We start from the raw sequence: 17,354 nt of genomic DNA, 5'->3' as shown, positions 1-17,354 counted from the left end.
GCCAGAGTGAAGGACACCACCACCGCCACGGCCCGGGAAATAGCACAAGGGGCCATGGCGGCGATGCTTTGCCCTGCCCCGGTTCAGGCCGTCTCGGGCTTGGCCACGCCGGGCGAGGCTTGCGCCCGACGCGCCTTCTTCTCGCCCAGCATCAGCATCGAGGGCGTGACGATCAGCGTCAGGACCGTGGCGATCACCAGCCCCCCCGCGATGGCCGAGCTGAGCTCGGTCCACCATTGCGTCGATGGCGCGCCATAGACGATTTCGCGCGTGAAGAAGTTGAGGTTCACGCCGATCACCATGGGCATCAGCCCCAGCGCCGTCGTCACCGACGTCAGCACGACGGGCCGCAGACGTTGCGCCCCCGTGCGCAGCGCCGATTCCAGCGGCGACAATCCGGATTTCTTCAGATCGTTGTAGGTGTCGATCAGCACGATGTTGTTGTTCACCACGATCCCGGCCAGCGCGATCACCCCGATGCCGCCCATGACCACGCCGAACGGGCGGCCCGTGACGATCAGACCGAACAGCACGCCGGCGATGGAAAACACGATCGCGCTCATCACCACGAAGGCCTGGTAGAAGCTGTTGAACTGGATCACCAGGATCACGAACATCAGGAACACCGCGGTGATGAAGGCACCCACCAGGAAGGTCATGGCGTCGGTCTGGTCCTGCGCCTCGCCAGCGAAGGCGGCTTCGACGCCATCGGGCAGATCCATGGTGTCGATGGCCGATTGCAGCGCGACGACCTGATCGTTGACCAGCACGCCGGGGGCGACGTTCGCCTCGATCGTGATGACGCGGCGCTGATCGACGCGGGTGATGGTGCCGCTGCGCGGTGCCGGTTCGAACGTCACGAAGTTCGAGATCGGCACCAGCCCCGCCGAGGTCGGCACCCTGAGCGATTGCAGCTCTTCCAGGGTGCGCTCGTCCGCCGGGAAGCGGACGTTGATATCCACCGTTCCGTCCGCATCGCTGGGGCGATAGTCGGCCACCGTGATGCCGCGGGTCAACAGTTGCACCGCCTGCCCCAGGGTCGAGATATCGGCACCGAAACGCGCCGCCTCGGAGCGGTTGACCGAGATCAGCCATTCGACGCCCGGCAAGGGGCGCGTGTCGGTCACGTCGGTGAAGCCGCCGATGTCTTCCATGGCGGCGCGGATCTTCTCGACCGCCGCCGCCTGATCCTCGGGGGTGTCGGCGCGCACCCGCAGGCTGATCGGCTTGCCGGCCGACGGGCCCTGGGATGCCGTCTGCACCTGCACGTCGATGCCGGGGATGGTGGCCATGTCGGCGCGAATGTCCTCGCCGATGGCGTCGGCGGTGCGGCGTGTGTCCCATTCGGTCAGCTCGATCTGGATCGTGCCGATCAGGTCGGCCGAGTCGCGGTTGCTGCCGCCGGAACGGGCATAGACCGACGCGATCTCGTCATAGGCGAACAGCCGTTCCTCGACCCGGCGCACCAGCGCGTCCTTCTCGAAGATGGAAAAGTTGTCGCGTGCGCGCACCTGGACCTGGGCGAATTCGGGTTCGATGGACGGGAAAAAGCTGATGCCGTTGCCGAACTGGCCATAGGCGCCGAACCCGGCAAGCAGGAACGACACCGCCATCAGAAGCGTCGCCCAGGGCCGCAGGATCGCGAATTCCAGAACCCGGACATAGCCGCCGGTAAACCCGCCCAGGGTGCGCGGATCGCCGTTCTCGGCGGCATGGAGCGCCTGTTTGGCTTTGGCCGACTGGGGCGGCTTCTTGCCGATGATGCCGCCGACGACGGGGATGAAGATCAGCGCCATGAACAGCGATGCGGTCAGGGTCAGGATCACGGTGATCGGCAGGAACTTCATGAACTCGCCCACGATGCCCGACCAGAACAGCAGCGGAAAGAACACCGACAGGGTGGTGGCCGTCGACGCGATGATCGGCCAGGCCATGCGCTTGGCGGCATGGGCATAGGCGACGCGGGGCGCGTCGCCTTCCTGCAGCCGCCGGTCGGCCAGCTCGGTCGTGACGATGGCCCCGTCCACCAGCATCCCCACGACCAGGATCAGCGAGAACAGCACCACCAGGTTCATCGTGTAACCCATGGCAAACAGCGCGGTGACACCGGCAAGGAACGCCCCCGGGATCGCCAGGCCGACCAGCAGCGCCGAGCGGATTCCCAGCGCCCAGACGATGACGATCATCACCAGGATCACGGCGGCGATGACGTTCGCCTCAAGGTCGCTGAGCATGGTCTTCACCTGCTCGCTCTCGTCCTGCATGTAATCGATGGTGACGCTGTCGGGCCATTCGCGCTGGGCGTTCTCGATCAGCTCGCGCACGGCGGCGACCGTTTCGATGATGTTCGATCCCGACCGCTTCTTGACCTCCAGCGCCAGCGCGGGCTGGCCGTCGATGCGCGCGAAACCTGTCGGATCCTCGAAGGTGCGCCGGATCGTGGCGACATCGGCAAAGGTGACGACCGTATCGCCACGCACCTTGACGGGCAGCGCCATGACATCCTCGATGCCCTCGATCAGACCGGGCACCTTCAGCACGATCCGCCCGGCGCCGTTTTCAATGGCACCGGCCGCGATCAGGCGGTTGTTGCGGTTGATCTGGCCGATCAGTTCTTCAAAACTGATGTTGTAGGTCTCGAACACCGTGGGGTCGATCAGCACCTCGAGAAGCTCGTCGCGTGCGCCGCCGACGTCCACTTCCAGAACACCGCTCAGCGCCTCGATCCGGTCCGACAGGTTTTCGGTCAGCGTGTTCAGGGTCCGTTCGGGCACGGGGCCGGACAGGATCACGGTGAGGATCGGGAACAGCGCGGTGTTGATTTCGGTCACCACCGGGTCGGTCGCATCCTCGGGCAGATCGGGTTGCGCCCGGTCGACGCCCTCCTTGACCTTGTCCAGCGCCGAAACCGCATCGAACCCCGGTTCGAATTCAAGCTGCACGCTGGCATAGCCTTCGCCCGCGTTGCCCGTCATCTGTTTCAGACCGTTGATCGACGACAGTTCGGTTTCCAGCGGCTCGACCAGCAGACGTTCGGAATCCTCGGGCGAGATACCGTCAAGCACGGTCGAGACATAGAAGATCGGGATCGGGATCTCGGGCGCGCTTTCCTTGGGAATCGCGACATAGGCATAGGTGCCGACCGCCAGGACCATGATCAGGGTCATGACGACCACGCGGCCGCGGCTGAATGCGGCGTCGATGAGGGTGTTCATTGCGTCGTCTCCGCATTCGCGGCGCCGGGTGCGCCGGTGTCGCCGGCGGCGGGAATGATGGTGCCGTCGGCTGCGCCGTCACCGTCTGGTTCGGGCGTTCCGGGCACCGGTTGTGACGCGACGCTGTCCGCCACGTCGGGGTCGGCCTGTGGATCGACGGTTTCGCCCGCGTTGACGAAGCCCTGCCCGATCGAGATGATCCGTGACTGTTCGGGCAACCCCGACACCCAGATGCCGTCGGTCTGGGCGCGCACGATGTCGATCTCGTGGAATTCGACCACGTTGTCGGCGTTCACCGTCTTGATGCCAAGGGTGCCGTCGGTATCCAGCGACAAGATCGCGGGCGACACGAAATGCGCCGTGGTCTGGCCTGTCGGAATGCGCAACTGGGCGCTGATTCCGGCGGGAATCGCGCCATCGGCGTTCGGCACCTCGACCCGGGCCATGAACGTGCGGGTTTCCGCGTCGGCGCTGGTCGAGACGAAGCGGACCTCGCCGCGCGATGTCTCGCCGGTGATGAAGGACACTTCGGCCGATTGGCCGACCTTGATGTCGCGCAGGGATTGCTGGGGGATCTGGATGCTGATTTTCAGCGGCGTGTTGTCGACGATCCGGCCGACATCCGCCCCGAGCGAGACGAATTCGCCCGCCTCGATATCGAGCGATTCCAGCCGGCCCGCGAAAGGCGCCTTGATCTCGGTATCGGCGACCGCCTCGCGCGCGGCGGTCAGATCGGCCTCGGCCGCCGCAAGGGTCGCGCGGGCTTGGGTGACGCGATCGACGGTGGCGATGCCGCGATCCACCAGGGCGGTGGCATTGTCGTACTCGCGCTGGGCCCGGTCACGTTCCTGTTTCGCCCGTTCAAGATCGGCCTGGCGGGCGGCGATGTCAAAGCGCGCGATGACCTGTCCGGCGTTCAGATCGGCGCCCATTTCGACCACGACCTCGGCGATCTGGCCCGAGGTTTCGGCGCGCACGGCCGTGTCGCGATCCGGCAGGGCCTGACCCTCGGCGACGAACACCTGCTGAACCGATTCCGCGACCGAATCGCGCACCGCAACGGTGACCGCCCGCGGGGCGACCGACGTCTTGGCCGTCTGCTCGGGTTCTTCCGACGGCAGAATATAGCCACTGCCCATCCAGGCGACGATGGCCACGGCCAGCCCGCCTGCGACCCACCTGGACCGGTTCGAGCCACGATCGTCGTCAAAGCTGAGCGTCTGGCGCCCATCCGTCGGGGTCTCGGTCATTGGCTGATCTCCTTATGGGGCACCGGTCGCGCCACCGTCACGTTTACCCACGCGCGAACGTGATCTGAACTGCGATATGGTCGGGCGCCGCCCGGATACAACCGACGATCAGCCACCGCGCACCCAGGACCAGGCGGCATCGTCTTCGGTCGGATCGAACGTGCGCATCTCGAACGGCATCATGGCGCCGACGGTTCCGGCCATCGCCGCCATCCACTTCGGCGCCCCCACCACGGCATAACGGCCCAGATGGTTGATCGCCTGCATCTTGCTGCCCATGACCGACCCGTCGATCAGGATCGCGGGATCGAAGCCGTCGTATGACTTGAACCGGACCAGAAGGTTGATCCTGTCGTCCGTCTGCATGAGGGCGTCGAGCGGTGCCAGAACGCGGTCGACATCCGCCGCGGTAATCCGGCCGTCGATCTCATAGGCGATGACGCCGTCGCGGCCATCGGCAAGAAGGGTGACGCCCGTGCCGGTGGCTTCGCCAGGTTTCGCCGGCAGGTCCGAAACGAACGCCTCGGCCGCCGCCACCTCGGACGAGGCGAAGGCGCGCATGTCGATCATCGGCAGGATCGGATCCATCCATTTCAGGACCGCCGCGAAGGCCTGAAGGTCGGTGACCAGCGCCATCTTCGCGACCTTCGACCATCGCGCCAGCATCCCGAACTCGAACTTCGCATCCTCGGCCAGGGCGTCGGCGGTGATGTCCTGCCAATCCTCGGCCCGCACGATCAGGCCGATGGGGCCATCGCCTTTCAGGACGGGGGTCAGATCACGCTCCATCCGTTCGATATCGTCCTTTTCAAGCACCCCTCGCAGGGTGATTTCATGGACGTTCGGCTTCAGTTCCCTGACGGTCAGCATAGTGTGTTCCTTTCTTGGCTTGGGCTGCGCAGGACGCGCGGCCACCTAGGGTTCGGGGTTTACGATCGCCCGCAGCATCAGGCCGTATTCGCGCCGGTTCGACAGCGCCACGCTGCCCCGCGGCAGACCCAGCAACCGGTCGATCACTTCGCCCTCGGCCACCAACCGGCGGTAGAGAATGTCGCTGGCCCGGTCCACATCGCCGCCCTCGGCAAGTCGCAGCGCATCGCTTAAGGTCACGCGGCGCCCCTGCGACATCGCGGTGATCGTTTCGCCGACCAGCGCGGTGTCGGGAACATCGAAGGTGCCCTCGTCGACTCCTTGGGCGATCATGTCGATCAAAACCGGCATGACGGCCGCATTGGCCGCTGCGGTGATGCGAGCAAACAGGATGTCGTTGCCGGGGCGCAGCATGACATCGGTGAAAAACTTCATCCGCGCCCCCCGCTCGGCCTTCCAACGGCTCGATGCTGCGAGGAAGGCGTTGAATCGCGCCAACGCATCGCCCGACGTCGCCGCGCGGGCCGCCTGGGCGGCGGTCAGCGCCTCGGCGGTGAAGCGTTGGACGATCGCGTCGAGCAGATCTTCCTTGGCGGCGAAGTGATGATAGAAGCCGCCCTTGGAAATGCCGGCCGCGTCCAGGACGTCAGAGATGGTGACATCCTCCCAACCCCGCTCGAAAAACAGGGCCTGCGCGGCGTTCAGGATGTGCGCGCGGCGTTGATCGGGTGCCATGCGCACACGCCGCGATCCACTGGCCGATGGTGGTTCCTGTTTCATGTCATTCCATTACAAACCGACGGTCGGTATTTAGACCTTGAACAGGCGTCGTCAAGGGCACCGGGTGCCTTTACACGCTCGCAACGGTTCCAACTTTGACGCCGGGCGCTGAACAGGCTAGGCGACTCGGTCAAGTTGTGGTATCAAGAATCAGAAGCCGGACCACAGCACCTCAAACTCAGGTATATCCTCAACGCGTGCGCATGTGAGAGCTTCCCGGACCGTCGCCCAACCCGCGGCGGTCTTGGCTTTGGAGAAACACCAGATGTTTCAACCGTCCGGGCGTTTCGCCATATCATCCCTGCCCTGCCTGATCCGTGGCCACGGCGCTTTTGCGACGCCGGCCCAACGGGCGAATGACCGCCTTGGGGAACCCGGCGTCGCGGCCGGGGTTCATCCCACTCTGTTTCAGCCGAAAGGAAATCCATGCGCCCGATCATCGCCGCCGCCCTGTTCGCCACGTTCATGACGCCCGCTGCCGCCGAAGAGGTCGGAAGCGTCGACGTCGACTGGCTGGGCAATGACATCGTCATCGAAGCTTTCGGTGACCCGAAGGTCGAAGGCGTGACCTGTCATGTTGCCTATTTCGATCGCGGCCTGATCGACCGGCTGCAAAAGGGCAACTGGTTCGAGGATCCTTCGAATTCATCCATCGCCTGCCGCCAGACCGGGCCGATCACCTTGGGCGACATCGACCGCTCGGACGAGGGCGAATCGGTGTTCTCCGAACGCCGCTCGATCATCTGGAAGTCGGTCCAGGTGAAACGCATCTTCGACGAGGCGAACCAGACGCTGATCTACATCTCGCACGCCCGCGACGTTCAGAACGGATCGGCGAAAATGGCGATCTCGACCGTGCCGCTGTATGTTCCGGGCTGATTCCGCCACCCGGACGCAAGGGTTCGGCTGGGCCCTTTGGCGAATGGCCGCCAAACCGGCAGGGGCTGCATAAAAAAACTTGCAATCGTCAGAGTTTGGCCCCATGTCGGGGGTGCGAACGTTACCTCTTTCGACCAACTGTTCTCCGACATACCGGCCACAGTCTTTCGATTTTGCACTGACCGAGCCGAGCCACCGCATTTCGTGGGTGGCATAAGACAGGAGTTTACACGATGGCCAATGGCACCGTGAAATGGTTCAACGCCACCAAAGGTTTCGGATTTATCGAGCCCGAAGGCGGAAGCAAGGACGTTTTCGTCCACATTTCAGCGGTTGAGCGTTCGGGTCTGACCGGCCTTGCCGACAACCAGAAAGTCACCTTCGACATCGAATCCGGCCGTGACGGCCGCGAGAGCGCCGTAAACCTGGCCCTGGCCTGATTTACCGGCGCCGTCGATCTCGATGGTGAGCGATCGGAAAACCGGCCCTTGGGGGCCGGTTTTTTTGTGTCCGATCCGTATCTTGCGGCATGTGCGGGCGCGCAAACCGGATTTTTCTTTACGGGTGCATCTTGTCCTGTCAAAATCCATAACCGCGACGTCACATACATCGACCCTGCTTGCTTTCCAAGGCTACGGAATTCGATCAAGTTCTGACAGCGCCGCGCTGTTGCACTTTCGCGAACAGCCACAGCAAGGAGAAACGGCATGGCCAGTGGCACCGTTAAATGGTTCAACACCACCAAAGGTTACGGCTTCATCGCGCCCGATACGGGCGGCAAGGATATCTTCGTTCACATCTCGGCCGTCGAACGGTCCGGCCTGACCGGGTTGCGCGATGATCAGAAGATCGAATTCGATGTCGAAGCCGGTCGTGACGGACGTGAAAGCGCGGTCAACCTGAAACCGCTCTGATCTTCAAGCCAGAGAAACAGGCGAATGACCGGTTCCCGGATCGGTCATTCCGGTGATCGCCCCTGCCCCGTCACGCGATCAGCCCAGCGCGTTTTCGACCTCGCCCAGCAGGGCGACGACCTCATCCGTGGCTGCACTGCGCCCGCGATCCTGCACGCCGCGCCCCAGCCCCAGCGTTTCGGCATAGACAACCCGGTTGCCCAGTTTCGTCTCGGCCACGGGCACATCCATCGCGCCGATGGCCGCGCTGACGTCGGCGCCGACACGTGTGCCGGGTTTGAAGCGGTTCAGCACCACCATCGCCGGCTTGCGTTCGCGTGCCACCAGGTCCAGCACCGATTCCACCGCCCAGACGTCGACCTGAGACGATGCGACCGGCACGATCACCAGGTCCGACACCTTCAGCGCGGGGCGCAGGTCGGCATCGACCTTGGGCGGTGTATCGAGAATGACGACATCACAGGTCTTCTTCAGCTTTTCACATTCATACCCGACGCCCCAGGCGCTGGCCGTGGAAAATTCCATGTCATCGATCCCGTCGGCGTGCCGGGCCATGAACCACCGACCCAGCGACCCCTGCGGATCGGTATCCAGCAGCGCGACCGACTTGCCGGCGCGCACGAAGGCGACGGCTAGATTGACGGCAATCGTGGTCTTCCCCGAGCCGCCTTTCTGCTGTGCGACGGTAATCACTTTTCCGCCCATGGGCTGGCTCCTTCCAACGGGGTCCGCACGTCAGCGTAGGCGCGGCCCGCCCCCGCGGCAAGGCCGAAGGGTGGATGCCGGCGCTTGCGTCCGGACGTCAGGGTGAAACGACCGCGGTGATCACGAAGAACGGGACAGCCCCCGCCACCGCGCCGAACACCAGCCCGGCCACCACGAAGATCCCGTCGCCGACCAGCAGGCCCACCGCGATCAGCGAAACCATCGCCCCCAGCAACGAGGACGAGAACGGGACGAATTCCAGAACCGGCATCGTCAGCCCGGCCAAGATGCACAGGGCAAGCGCCAGCGCAGACATCGGAGGATGCACCAGGGGTTGCAGCCGCGGCCTGGACAGCCGGTCGAGCCAGCCGGCGATACGGCGCAAGATGCCGTTGGCCCGCTTCATCCGCGCACCCGACAAATGCAGGCGCATGATGCGCTGCGGCAACCACACGTGATCGCGGCCCAACAGGATCTGCGATGCAATGGCGACGATGGAAATGCCGCAAATGCTTGAGAACAGGGGCACCCCGCTAAGCGGTGACACCACCAGCAGGGCGGGCACCAGAAGCATGGCCAGAACCGACGACGGGCCGAACGACGACACGATCCGTTCGACCGAAACATCGCGTTCGCCCGCCAGGCACTCCAGCCGATCAACGATCTCGCCGACGGCGCGGTGGCGCGGTTCGGGGGCGGCGCGACGGGTCCGGGTGGCACCGCCGCGTTGGAAAGATGTCATGTCGCTCATACGCTCCAACACACGCGGGGGTCAAAGGTTGCATCACTGCGTCCCACCCGCCAGAGGCACATCGGCGTGCGGCATCGCTTCGTCAACCCGTGCCGCGCGGACATCCCCGCTTGCGTCGGGATATGCGACATCAAGGCCCGAAATAGCGCGCCGCCGGGGCGGACGTTCTGTTGTCTGATGATCTGGTGGAGTCGATCGGGATCGAACCGACGACCTCGTCGTTGCGAACGAAGGTATATGCATCCTATCCGCTTGATAGATACTTATCTCTTGTTCCCAACGCCCGCCCGTTTTGTGGTGACGGCCACCGGAACAAAACATGAATTTGGGAACGCGGATTTCACGACATCGGCCACGCTCTTATGCTGAAAACCGACGGGGCGAGGTTGGACGTGGGCTCGGCTCATGGTCCCGGGCGAAATCCTGTGGCATGTTGCGCAAATGGAAGAACTGCAGCGAACGATCAGAGTGCTCTACATCGGTCAAAGCCAGCGCGCCCGGCGGTTTCGCTATGGGCTGATCGTTTTCGATGCGTTTACCATCGTGTATTTCATTGCGACCGCGCCGCTGCCCACGACGCCAGTTACGGCAGCGCTGAACACTGGACTCGGCCTGCTCATAGTTCTGGACCTCGCGGCCCGGTTCTGGATCTCCGATAACCTGCGCCGGGAACTGACTCGCATCTACACCCTTGCGGATCTGGTCGTCGTGGCATCCTTGCTGCTGGCACCGCTTGTCACCGAGAACTTCGCATTCCTCCGTGTGCTGCGGGGCTTGCGGCTGATCCACGCCATCACCTGCTGCGTGACCTTCGGCGCGAAAGCTTGTACTTTCGCCGCCACGAAGACGCGATCCTCGCTGCGGTCAACTTATTCGTCTTCATATTTGTGACCACGTCGTTCGTCTTCCTGCTGGCGTTCGATGAAGAAGCTTGCCTCGCTGGCTATGTTGACGCGCTTTATTTCACGGTGGCGACGCTCACCACGACGGGTTTTGGCGACATCACCATGACGACACCCGGCGGAAAGCTGTTGACGGTATTCATCATGGTCGTCGGCGTAGCGCTGTTTGTGCAATTGGCGCGCGCCATCTTCCAGCCATCAAAGATCAAGTACAGATGCCCGGAATGCGGCCTGAACCGGCACGAACCTGATGCGATCCACTGCAAACATTGCGGCGAGCCGTTGAAGATCGAGACAGAGGGCGACACCAGGACCTGAACGGACCAGCGTTTTCCGGTCAATGCCCGTCATTTTGGCTGAGTGTTAAAGTTGACGCGCAGCAAACGTTGCATCCTAGGCTCGCTATTACATGGAATAGGCCCCCCCCCCAAGAGATTAGGCGGTTCCGGCCCTCTGCGGCCATTGGAAGACTCGCCTTTCGCTACGGCGCAGATTCCCCATATCGGCCGTTCGAGACATCGTGCAGCACGGCCTCGCAGGCGGGGGTCCGCAAGGCAGACGCTTCCGGCCAATCGACGCAACGGCGTGATGCATGTCGCGATTGCGAGAAGGCCTACTAGAAGGGCGGGAAATGGACATTGCCTCAAGAGGCGCGCTAACATGGTAGCTGCGCAGAAGTTAACATTGGGGGGCTCGGATCTAATAGCGCAACCAACCATCTATACTCAGTCACCGGCTAAGGCTAAATAAAACTGTGGCGGAAATTTTATATCTCGATCAGAATGCATGGGTGTCACTGGCGCGGGGCGCTTGGGACAAGGAACGCTATCCGCAGGACTATACTCGGCTGGTCAAGGTTGTCGAAGCACTTCAGAATAAACGCTACATTGTCCCGCTGAGCTTCGCCAATATCTACGAAACCTTGAAGATCAACGATCCGATCCGTCGAGCCAACATGGCTCGAACCCAAGTCACAATCAGCCAAGGGCAGGTCTTCCGAAGCAGGCGTCGAATATTGAGTGACCTTCTCGGGGCATATTTGGCAGACAAATTTAGGATCGCGCATGAACCGCTGGATGATCATTGGTTCTTGTCTGACCTGTGGTTCGAAGCAGTCGCTGACTATTCGCCTGATACGTTCGGCCTCGCGCTATCAAGCGCATTTTTAGACCAGATGTTTTCCAATCCTGCGGGGATGCTATTTGACTATTTAACTGCTGGCGACGAGGAAGTGAGGCTCGAAGGCGTCAGATGCTTTAGCGCTGCCTCGTTCGATCTTATCGCAGAAATTGAAGCGAGAAGGGCTATAGTCGCTGCCGAAGGCTTGGCGTTTCGCAAACGCGCCTATGGCGCGCGCCTGATGATTGACGAGCTTGATTTCATCCTTGCAACTGGCCAGCGACTTGGCTTGGGCTGGAAAAATGTTAGAGATATCGGTTCTTCATTGGTCCGTAGTATACCCGTTGACGTTCCCATTTTTGCTACAGAGAGGGAACTGGCGATACGACTCGAGGATCAAGAGAGGCCAATCGTAGAAAACGATCTACGAGACATGTCAGCGTTCGCAATAACGTTGCCGCTTGCTGACATTGTCATCGGCGAGAAAGCATTTATCAATCTGGCCCGTCAAGCCGGTTTAGGCACGACTTTTAGCACACGGCTTCTAACCTCTATTGACGGCCTTTAATCTTGGAGCAAGGGCGGTCATGCTGTTGAGTTTCATCCAACCCGGTTTTAAAGCCCTTGGTTGGCGCCGCAATTCCACAGTCCGCTTATGCGGAGGCCGATATGGTCGATTCAGCATCCCACTTTGGGCGGCGTGCGATCGCTGCATTTCCGTACTTGTATATTAATGCCGAGGCGGCATGAGTAAAAAAGGCTCCGGAGCGGTCATGCGGCGCTGCACCGCGCCGCGGGCTCAGCCTGGCGGGGCCTCATGGCGCGATCGGCCCTTACCGGACATTCATCCCGTCGTTCATCGCGGAGATCGAGCTCCCAAAAGCTGACGTTTGCGAGGCATCGCAGCATTTATCTCGCTTGAAACGGGGTCATCGCGGACGAAAGACTACGATGTGAATTGCCTTAACGGTCCTTCTACAAATTGATTGGGCTTCCACCCCTTTGCAACTTTATCTAGCAAGAATGCGTCCCCAGCACTGAGAACGACGCCAGTCGCAGTTCCAAAACCGGTAGGGATGGCCAAATCCAGTAGGAGGCCTGCACCGGTAAAGAAAACCCAACGAAAAGATTTCCCGGGTAGCTTCTCAGCCCAAGTTCCGGCGATTACTTCTGAATAGTAGTCCTGAACAAGAGACTGATCTGGCTCTTGTTCGGCAAGCCAGTCTTTGAATTGAGCGGCGTGTTCCAAAAGGTCTAGAAATTCTTCAAAGCTCCGCTCGCCACTGTTTATCGCCTCTCGGATTGTATTTCCTTTGCCAATAGTTGCATTTTGAAAAAGCTCGATTTCAGCCACGTTTCCTAAACGACTTTCAACCACCCTCTGGAGCTTTAGTTGCATTATTCTTGATGACAATGGGGTGGTGATTACGTCCGATCCATACAGCGACGCAAAATGCAGCCCTGCATGCGCTTCGAGAAGATCTGTGAGAAGGAACTGAGGCGTTAGAGTGCTGTGTTCGACCGGCCAACTTTTCCGGTACTCTTCGTTTAGCCGGTCAAAATCGAGGTTCGTTTCGATGAGAAACCCGTCTTTCACTCGGTGAGGTATAAAGCGCCAATTGTCACCTAGGGGCATATTGGGAGCTTTTTCTTTTAGAGACAGCGCAATAGCTTGATGCACGAAGTCTGGATTGTCCAAGTCGGCTCTCGCCAGCGCAGGAAGCCCACTTTTATCTGCGATTCCCTCTGAAATTTTTTGCACTTTAGCTATTTTTGAGAACTCAATAGCGGCCCTGTTCGTTGCCCCTGACCTTCCTAATGATCTTTCGAAGATCTTTTTAACACGAACCTCCTTTGAATTGATGAAACCTTTCTCTTTGGAACCGGCTAACTGGAATTGCACAAAGTCATGAACTGGAAGTGCGCCGTGATCAGTTTTGACTCCGAGGGTTTCCCAAACAAGGAGCGGGCGTACGCTAGGCGAGGAGATTAACCGTTGTGTGGTCGAGGGCCCTATCGTCTTGAGCAGATGACTTAGGTTAGAGGTATCCAGTAGGAGATTTGCTTGTTGATAAAAGAGTAGAGCTTCGGCGAGGGCTCCAAGGTCTATGAAGCTTTGAGGGCTTGCCTCGCTTCGCCGAAAAGTGACGTTGTTGAACATCTTACTCCACCCAAAATGAACCGGCTTTTCAATTACTCCGCGAGTTGGGTTGTTGTCCAATGCAAATAGAGCTTTACCAGAGTATCTGGTTGCAATTTGAGTATGAAAAAACCAGCAAATGGCCTACCCTCAGCCACCGAGAGAATTTCAAACAGGGCTCCTCCCAACCCCTCACAGCGGGCTGCGGGGCTTGCAGCAATGTCCGCTTCTTGCTTCCTAGACATACTTCGTCGCAGACGCAGCGAACTTCCGCATTCCGCCCGATTTGCATGTCCTCCACCAAGTAGATGGCGCTCAGCAGCGGCCCAATGCTTCCGCCAAACCGGTTCTAAACGGGCCGCCTTTGTTCGCCTAGCACAGGCGATTGCGCCAAGCCCCAACGCCTTCAACCAAGCGCAGGCTGGCACGCGCAGAACTGCCGTCTCCCGACAGTCGCTCGGGCCGTGACCCCGTCAGTGCTTTGCGCGCATTGTCAGTCATGCCGTAGAGTCGTACATAGTCCAGCAACGCCTCTTCCAGCGCCCAGTATGCGGCTTCGTCGACGGCAACCTTGTTGCTTGGCATGCCCATGGTGACTCTCCCGATAACGCTACAAATTGAAACAAACAGGCGAATCGGGCAGAATTGTGTCATCTGTTTATAGGCTCGAAACTTGCGCGGCAGCCCGCCTGAATTTTGCGTGGGAACGGCGTGTTACGGCCGGTTTGGCTCGCGTCCTTGCCGCTGCGCAATTTCCGCTCGCGCACGGTCAAGCAGTCCGCCGGTGCTAGCCCCAAGGCGTTTGATCGTGTCGCCCATGGTCCGCTCGACGTAGGACACGGCGTCAAGCTCCGGTGCGTTCGATCCGCTGGCATACCCTTGCGCAATCCCCCGCTCCATCGCTTCGGTCAGAGATTTGCGCAGAATGTCCGTGGCGCGGTCTCCAAGATACCGGCGGGCGGCCAGCAACACTGCACCGAACAGCGCGGACAGAATACCGCCAATCACGGTCACCAAGACCGGCTCAGCGGCGTCTAGAAATTGTTCGAACATGGGTCAGGTTCCTTGTGAAGTTTGGGGAAGGCTGGGAAGGTCAACGGACTGACCGGCCAGTGCGTGAGTGCAGTCGTCTAGAAAGCGGATACGGCCATCGGTAACGAAGCTGTGGCAGCGATCCGTTTTCCGCTTTCCGCCGTACTCGCGCCACGCATTGATCGAGGGTGTCAGAGTCGGGCGATCAACGTCGCCATTGAACGCCCAGGCCGGGCGATGGCCGGTGTCGGTATTCAGGATGTGCGTCCACCCGCAGCCAGGGCATTTGAATTCGACCATATCGCCCCGGATCGTGACACGCGCCATCAGAGGCGCGCCGCTTGGACGTGCATCCAGTCGAAGTTTCGGGCGCGGCCGAGACTGACCCACCCTTCGGCCTCCCACGCCTGCCAGAACGGCACGGCGTCCGGGTGGGACAGGCGCGCCTTCGGGCGATTCCACCGCAGTTGGTTGCGCTCCGGATCGAAGTCGATCGCGATCCCCAAGGAGTGCATGGAGAACCTGGTGCCGCCGCGCATCCGGCGCACGTTCAGCGACCCGCCGAACAGATCCAGCCCGAGGCCGGTAATTTCTTTCTCGGAGTATGTGTCGGCGATATCCTGCATGGCCCGCGCCGCGCTGTCGGCGACCCGTTCGTGCAGTGTGACGCCTGAAATCCGAACGTTCTTGTCCCAAGCGAGACGCATGGTCCATGGCACCTCCACGCGGGTCTGCCGCTCGCCCACGTCGCCGAAGAACGCAGCCACATCACGCTGCCGCGGCCAGACCGGCACGGGGTCGCGCTGATCGGCGGCGCTGTCCTGGTTGCGCTCCGGGATCGGCGTGACCCCCGTGGTCGAGCTGGTGCGCAGGGCGGTGACCGTTTCCGCTGTCGCGGTGCCGGTCACACGCAAGCCATTTGCCCGCTGGAACGCCTTCGTCGCGGCGGCGGTGATAGGGCCGACGATCCCGTCGATCAGGCCGCAAGGGAAGCCGTGGGCGGTCAGGCGCGATTGCAGCCATTTGGCGAAGGTCATGGCATTTCTCCAATGCTCGAAACCCCGCGAGCGGGGCGTGAAGGTTGCGATGTGGTGGGGTTCAGCGCGGGCTGTCGCGGATCTCGAACGGGATGCGTGGCGACTGGAAAGACAAGGGATCATCCCCCTTCGCCATGCCTGGGCACCCCGAATAGGATGCCTCGAAGATGAAATCGGCCGTCGGCTCCAGCCCGACCGGTGTCATTACGCGCACGTCGATGGTGGTCCAGGTCATGCCGATGTTGCGCGCGAACCCGGGATTGAGCCGTTGTGCCGGCGCGAACATATCCGATCGAGGATTGACGAACCCCCACTGGACCGATCCTGCGACGATGCGGCACTGGACGCCCTCGGGGCGACGCCGCAGCTTGATCTGCACATCACACGGCTGACGCTCGACGCAGTAGCCATCGATCGCACGCGTGTTCGTGGTCGATACTTCGAACACTTCGCTGGGCCGGCGCAGGGATTCGATGTCGTCGCGCACGTCGGCCACCTGCCGCAGCAGGTTTTCGACGCGCACCACCAGCTGGTGCAGCGAATCCGGGGTGTTCCAGATCGCCATCGCCCGTTCCTTCACCGGGTCGAAGATCATGATCACCAGGCCACCAATCGCCGCGACCACCAGCCAATCCACGCTTTTTGAAATGAACCGCTCCCATATCATCTGGCGCAGCGGCTTCTGTTCGTCGGACATGAACTCTCCTAAGCGATCGCAACCCAGCCGGTCGTTCCTGCCCCCGGCGGCTTGTAATAGATCCGCTCCCCGGACGGCCCGTCGGTTCGGAAACAGATCCCGCCGCCTGCCGCCGCATAGCTGCCCTCGGGGGTGCCTGCGATTGCCATCAGGTAAAATCCGCCCGACGTGAGCCTGATCCGAATACCGGTGCTGAGAACTTCGATCCCGCCGACTTCCACTCCAGCGCGACGGAATTCGGCCACCGTTCCGGTTGTGGGGCGATGAAGTTGCAGCGACGGACCGGAACTGGGGCAGACAACGCAGCGCATACCACCCCGGCGCGCCGGCCTCGAACAAGGCGGGACGATCCGCCACCGACACCACGTCACCGATCCGCATCCCCGTGCCGTCCATCATGCACCCCCCTGACGCCGTTCGGCGCCTGCCATCCCCAGATCGCGCGCCCGCTCGCACCGCGCCAGAACGCCCCGGCGCCGGTCGCGCCACGCGGCTTCGTCGGAGGTCAGAGCCTCGCCCCGCGCCAGACGCGTCTCGAGATGTTCCAGCCGCCGCACGGCGTCGCGCGCCTCATCCCGCCGCTGGTTCAGAACGAAGGGTTGCGGCCAGCGCCGGTTCGCGCGCAGCCATCCCATCAGTTCCGGCGCGTATCCCTCGTCAAGCGCGCCCAGCCCGACCGGCGAGGCGAACACCTTGCGGATCAGCGGCGACGCATCCTCGGCCGGCGGCTCGATGACCATGGCCTCTTTCAGGATCGTGACGGCCAGCGGAAAGCGATCGCCCCCCCTGCCGCCCGGTCGTTCCGCCATGACCTCGGCCAGCGCCATCAGACCGGCCTCGCTCATGTAGGCCAGACGCTGACATACCTCGCGCAGCATGGCGTCGAAGGCGACAACCGTCATGCCACCGGGACGCATCAGGCCCAGCCTCTGCAATTGCTCGACCAGCAACGCCCGAACCCGCGCCTCGCCTTCTCTTTGTTCCCTGTCGTCCATTCCTGCCCCTCTTTCTCAGCTTGCCCGGTTTCCGTGTTTCATCGTCCCATCCGCCCGGTCCGTCCCTT

17 protein-coding genes and 1 pseudogene are annotated in these 17,354 nt (G+C 61.7%); 5 read left to right on the top strand and 13 right to left on the bottom strand.

Going from position 1 to position 17,354, the window contains the following annotated elements; all coding sequences use genetic code 11:
- Nucleotides 1-83: 83 nt before the first annotated feature.
- The 4 genes from CFP68_RS13220 to CFP68_RS13205 all read right to left on the bottom strand — a co-directional run bounded on the left by CFP68_RS13220 (nt 84) and on the right by CFP68_RS13205 (nt 6,115).
- Nucleotides 84-3,215 (bottom strand): efflux RND transporter permease subunit, encoded by a 3,132-nt coding sequence (locus CFP68_RS13220; RefSeq protein WP_099827416.1) that lies wholly within the window; start codon nt 3,213-3,215, stop codon nt 84-86.
- The gene (locus tag CFP68_RS13215) at nt 3,212-4,465 is read right to left on the bottom strand and encodes an efflux RND transporter periplasmic adaptor subunit (RefSeq protein WP_099827415.1); all 1,254 of its coding nucleotides are present in this window, start codon (nt 4,463-4,465) and stop codon (nt 3,212-3,214) included. Before CFP68_RS13215 ends, CFP68_RS13220 begins: the two co-directional genes overlap by 4 nt.
- Nucleotides 4,466-4,573: 108 nt before the next feature.
- On the bottom strand, nt 4,574-5,335 hold the full coding sequence (locus CFP68_RS13210) for a SpoIIAA family protein (protein WP_099827414.1): 762 nt from the start codon (nt 5,333-5,335) through the stop codon (nt 4,574-4,576).
- Between the two features lie 45 nt (nt 5,336-5,380).
- Nucleotides 5,381-6,115: a TetR/AcrR family transcriptional regulator gene (locus CFP68_RS13205; RefSeq protein WP_241524084.1), complete on the bottom strand. Its 735-nt coding sequence runs from the start codon at nt 6,113-6,115 to the stop codon at nt 5,381-5,383.
- A gap of 426 nt (nt 6,116-6,541) precedes the next feature.
- Between CFP68_RS13205 and CFP68_RS13200 the strand changes: the two genes are divergently transcribed.
- The 3 genes from CFP68_RS13200 to CFP68_RS13190 all read left to right on the top strand — a co-directional run bounded on the left by CFP68_RS13200 (nt 6,542) and on the right by CFP68_RS13190 (nt 7,908).
- Complete coding sequence (locus CFP68_RS13200) at nt 6,542-6,994, top strand: CreA family protein (RefSeq protein WP_099827412.1); 453 nt, start codon at nt 6,542-6,544, stop codon at nt 6,992-6,994.
- Between the two features lie 233 nt (nt 6,995-7,227).
- The gene (locus CFP68_RS13195) at nt 7,228-7,434 is read left to right on the top strand and encodes a cold-shock protein (RefSeq protein WP_099827411.1); all 207 of its coding nucleotides are present in this window, start codon (nt 7,228-7,230) and stop codon (nt 7,432-7,434) included.
- A gap of 267 nt (nt 7,435-7,701) precedes the next feature.
- On the top strand, nt 7,702-7,908 hold the full coding sequence (locus CFP68_RS13190; protein WP_099827410.1) for a cold-shock protein: 207 nt from the start codon (nt 7,702-7,704) through the stop codon (nt 7,906-7,908).
- A 78-nt stretch (nt 7,909-7,986) separates the two neighbouring features.
- On the opposite strand, the gene parA is transcribed toward CFP68_RS13190, so the two are convergent.
- Entirely contained in the window at nt 7,987-8,613 is a 627-nt protein-coding gene (parA, locus tag CFP68_RS13185) for a ParA family partition ATPase (protein WP_099827409.1), read from the bottom strand.
- 97 nt (nt 8,614-8,710) lie between these two features.
- Nucleotides 8,711-9,355 (bottom strand): exopolysaccharide biosynthesis protein, encoded by a 645-nt coding sequence (locus CFP68_RS13180; RefSeq protein WP_099827529.1) that lies wholly within the window; start codon nt 9,353-9,355, stop codon nt 8,711-8,713.
- Between the two features lie 450 nt (nt 9,356-9,805).
- Between CFP68_RS13180 and CFP68_RS13175 the strand changes: the two are divergent.
- Together CFP68_RS13175 and CFP68_RS13170 are read left to right on the top strand one after the other, a co-directional pair.
- A pseudogene (locus CFP68_RS13175) lies at nt 9,806-10,584 on the top strand (ion channel).
- A gap of 436 nt (nt 10,585-11,020) precedes the next feature.
- On the top strand, nt 11,021-11,953 hold the full coding sequence (locus tag CFP68_RS13170; RefSeq protein ID WP_099827408.1) for a hypothetical protein: 933 nt from the start codon (nt 11,021-11,023) through the stop codon (nt 11,951-11,953).
- 378 nt (nt 11,954-12,331) lie between these two features.
- Here CFP68_RS13170 and CFP68_RS17950 read toward each other — a convergent pair whose 3' ends face one another.
- The 7 genes from CFP68_RS17950 to CFP68_RS13140 all read right to left on the bottom strand — a co-directional run bounded on the left by CFP68_RS17950 (nt 12,332) and on the right by CFP68_RS13140 (nt 17,286).
- Nucleotides 12,332-13,546 carry a hypothetical protein gene (locus CFP68_RS17950; RefSeq protein WP_145953456.1) on the bottom strand — a complete coding sequence of 405 codons (1,215 nt, stop codon included), beginning with the start codon at nt 13,544-13,546 and terminating at the stop codon, nt 12,332-12,334.
- A 351-nt stretch (nt 13,547-13,897) separates the two neighbouring features.
- Nucleotides 13,898-14,116 carry a hypothetical protein gene (locus CFP68_RS17945; protein ID WP_145953455.1) on the bottom strand — a complete coding sequence of 73 codons (219 nt, stop codon included), beginning with the start codon at nt 14,114-14,116 and terminating at the stop codon, nt 13,898-13,900.
- A 123-nt stretch (nt 14,117-14,239) separates the two neighbouring features.
- Nucleotides 14,240-14,578, bottom strand: coding sequence for a hypothetical protein (locus tag CFP68_RS13165; protein WP_099827407.1), 339 nt, complete (start codon nt 14,576-14,578; stop codon nt 14,240-14,242).
- A 3-nt stretch (nt 14,579-14,581) separates the two neighbouring features.
- Nucleotides 14,582-14,857, bottom strand: a complete 276-nt coding sequence (locus tag CFP68_RS18470) for a ubiquitination-like system serine protease family protein (protein ID WP_241524097.1) — start codon at nt 14,855-14,857, stop codon at nt 14,582-14,584.
- 26 nt (nt 14,858-14,883) lie between these two features.
- Nucleotides 14,884-15,594: a peptidoglycan-binding protein gene (locus CFP68_RS13155; protein ID WP_206601913.1), complete on the bottom strand. Its 711-nt coding sequence runs from the start codon at nt 15,592-15,594 to the stop codon at nt 14,884-14,886.
- 61 nt (nt 15,595-15,655) lie between these two features.
- Nucleotides 15,656-16,690, bottom strand: a complete 1,035-nt coding sequence (locus CFP68_RS17940; RefSeq protein WP_145953454.1) for a hypothetical protein — start codon at nt 16,688-16,690, stop codon at nt 15,656-15,658.
- Complete coding sequence (locus CFP68_RS13140; RefSeq protein ID WP_099827402.1) at nt 16,687-17,286, bottom strand: hypothetical protein; 600 nt, start codon at nt 17,284-17,286, stop codon at nt 16,687-16,689. Before CFP68_RS13140 ends, CFP68_RS17940 begins: the two co-directional genes overlap by 4 nt.
- Between the last annotated feature and the right edge of the window lie 68 nt (nt 17,287-17,354).

This window comes from Oceaniglobus indicus, assembly GCF_002751875.1.
In the GTDB taxonomy this organism is placed as follows: Bacteria; Pseudomonadota; Alphaproteobacteria; order Rhodobacterales; family Rhodobacteraceae; genus Oceaniglobus; species Oceaniglobus indicus.
This window is presented reverse-complemented; position numbering and strand designations above follow the sequence as displayed.

What these genes read in the sequence shown, in the direction of transcription:
- CFP68_RS13155 (WP_206601913.1), bottom strand. Translation starts at nt 15,594, where the DNA reads ATGACCTTCGCCAAATGGCTGCAATCGCGCCTGACCGCCCACGGCTTC.
- CFP68_RS13195 (WP_099827411.1), top strand. Translation starts at nt 7,228, where the DNA reads ATGGCCAATGGCACCGTGAAATGGTTCAACGCCACCAAAGGTTTCGGA.
- CFP68_RS13190 (WP_099827410.1), top strand. Translation starts at nt 7,702, where the DNA reads ATGGCCAGTGGCACCGTTAAATGGTTCAACACCACCAAAGGTTACGGC.
- CFP68_RS17950 (WP_145953456.1), bottom strand. Translation starts at nt 13,546, where the DNA reads ATGTTCAACAACGTCACTTTTCGGCGAAGCGAGGCAAGCCCTCAAAGC.
- CFP68_RS17940 (WP_145953454.1), bottom strand. Translation starts at nt 16,690, where the DNA reads ATGATGGACGGCACGGGGATGCGGATCGGTGACGTGGTGTCGGTGGCG.
- CFP68_RS13215 (WP_099827415.1), bottom strand. Translation starts at nt 4,465, where the DNA reads ATGACCGAGACCCCGACGGATGGGCGCCAGACGCTCAGCTTTGACGAC.
- CFP68_RS13200 (WP_099827412.1), top strand. Translation starts at nt 6,542, where the DNA reads ATGCGCCCGATCATCGCCGCCGCCCTGTTCGCCACGTTCATGACGCCC.
- CFP68_RS18470 (WP_241524097.1), bottom strand. Translation starts at nt 14,857, where the DNA reads ATGGTCGAATTCAAATGCCCTGGCTGCGGGTGGACGCACATCCTGAAT.
- CFP68_RS13165 (WP_099827407.1), bottom strand. Translation starts at nt 14,578, where the DNA reads ATGTTCGAACAATTTCTAGACGCCGCTGAGCCGGTCTTGGTGACCGTG.
- CFP68_RS13140 (WP_099827402.1), bottom strand. Translation starts at nt 17,286, where the DNA reads ATGGACGACAGGGAACAAAGAGAAGGCGAGGCGCGGGTTCGGGCGTTG.
- CFP68_RS17945 (WP_145953455.1), bottom strand. Translation starts at nt 14,116, where the DNA reads ATGGGCATGCCAAGCAACAAGGTTGCCGTCGACGAAGCCGCATACTGG.
- CFP68_RS13220 (WP_099827416.1), bottom strand. Translation starts at nt 3,215, where the DNA reads ATGAACACCCTCATCGACGCCGCATTCAGCCGCGGCCGCGTGGTCGTC.
- parA (WP_099827409.1), bottom strand. Translation starts at nt 8,613, where the DNA reads ATGGGCGGAAAAGTGATTACCGTCGCACAGCAGAAAGGCGGCTCGGGG.
- CFP68_RS13180 (WP_099827529.1), bottom strand. Translation starts at nt 9,355, where the DNA reads ATGACATCTTTCCAACGCGGCGGTGCCACCCGGACCCGTCGCGCCGCC.
- CFP68_RS13210 (WP_099827414.1), bottom strand. Translation starts at nt 5,335, where the DNA reads ATGCTGACCGTCAGGGAACTGAAGCCGAACGTCCATGAAATCACCCTG.
- CFP68_RS13205 (WP_241524084.1), bottom strand. Translation starts at nt 6,115, where the DNA reads ATGAAACAGGAACCACCATCGGCCAGTGGATCGCGGCGTGTGCGCATG.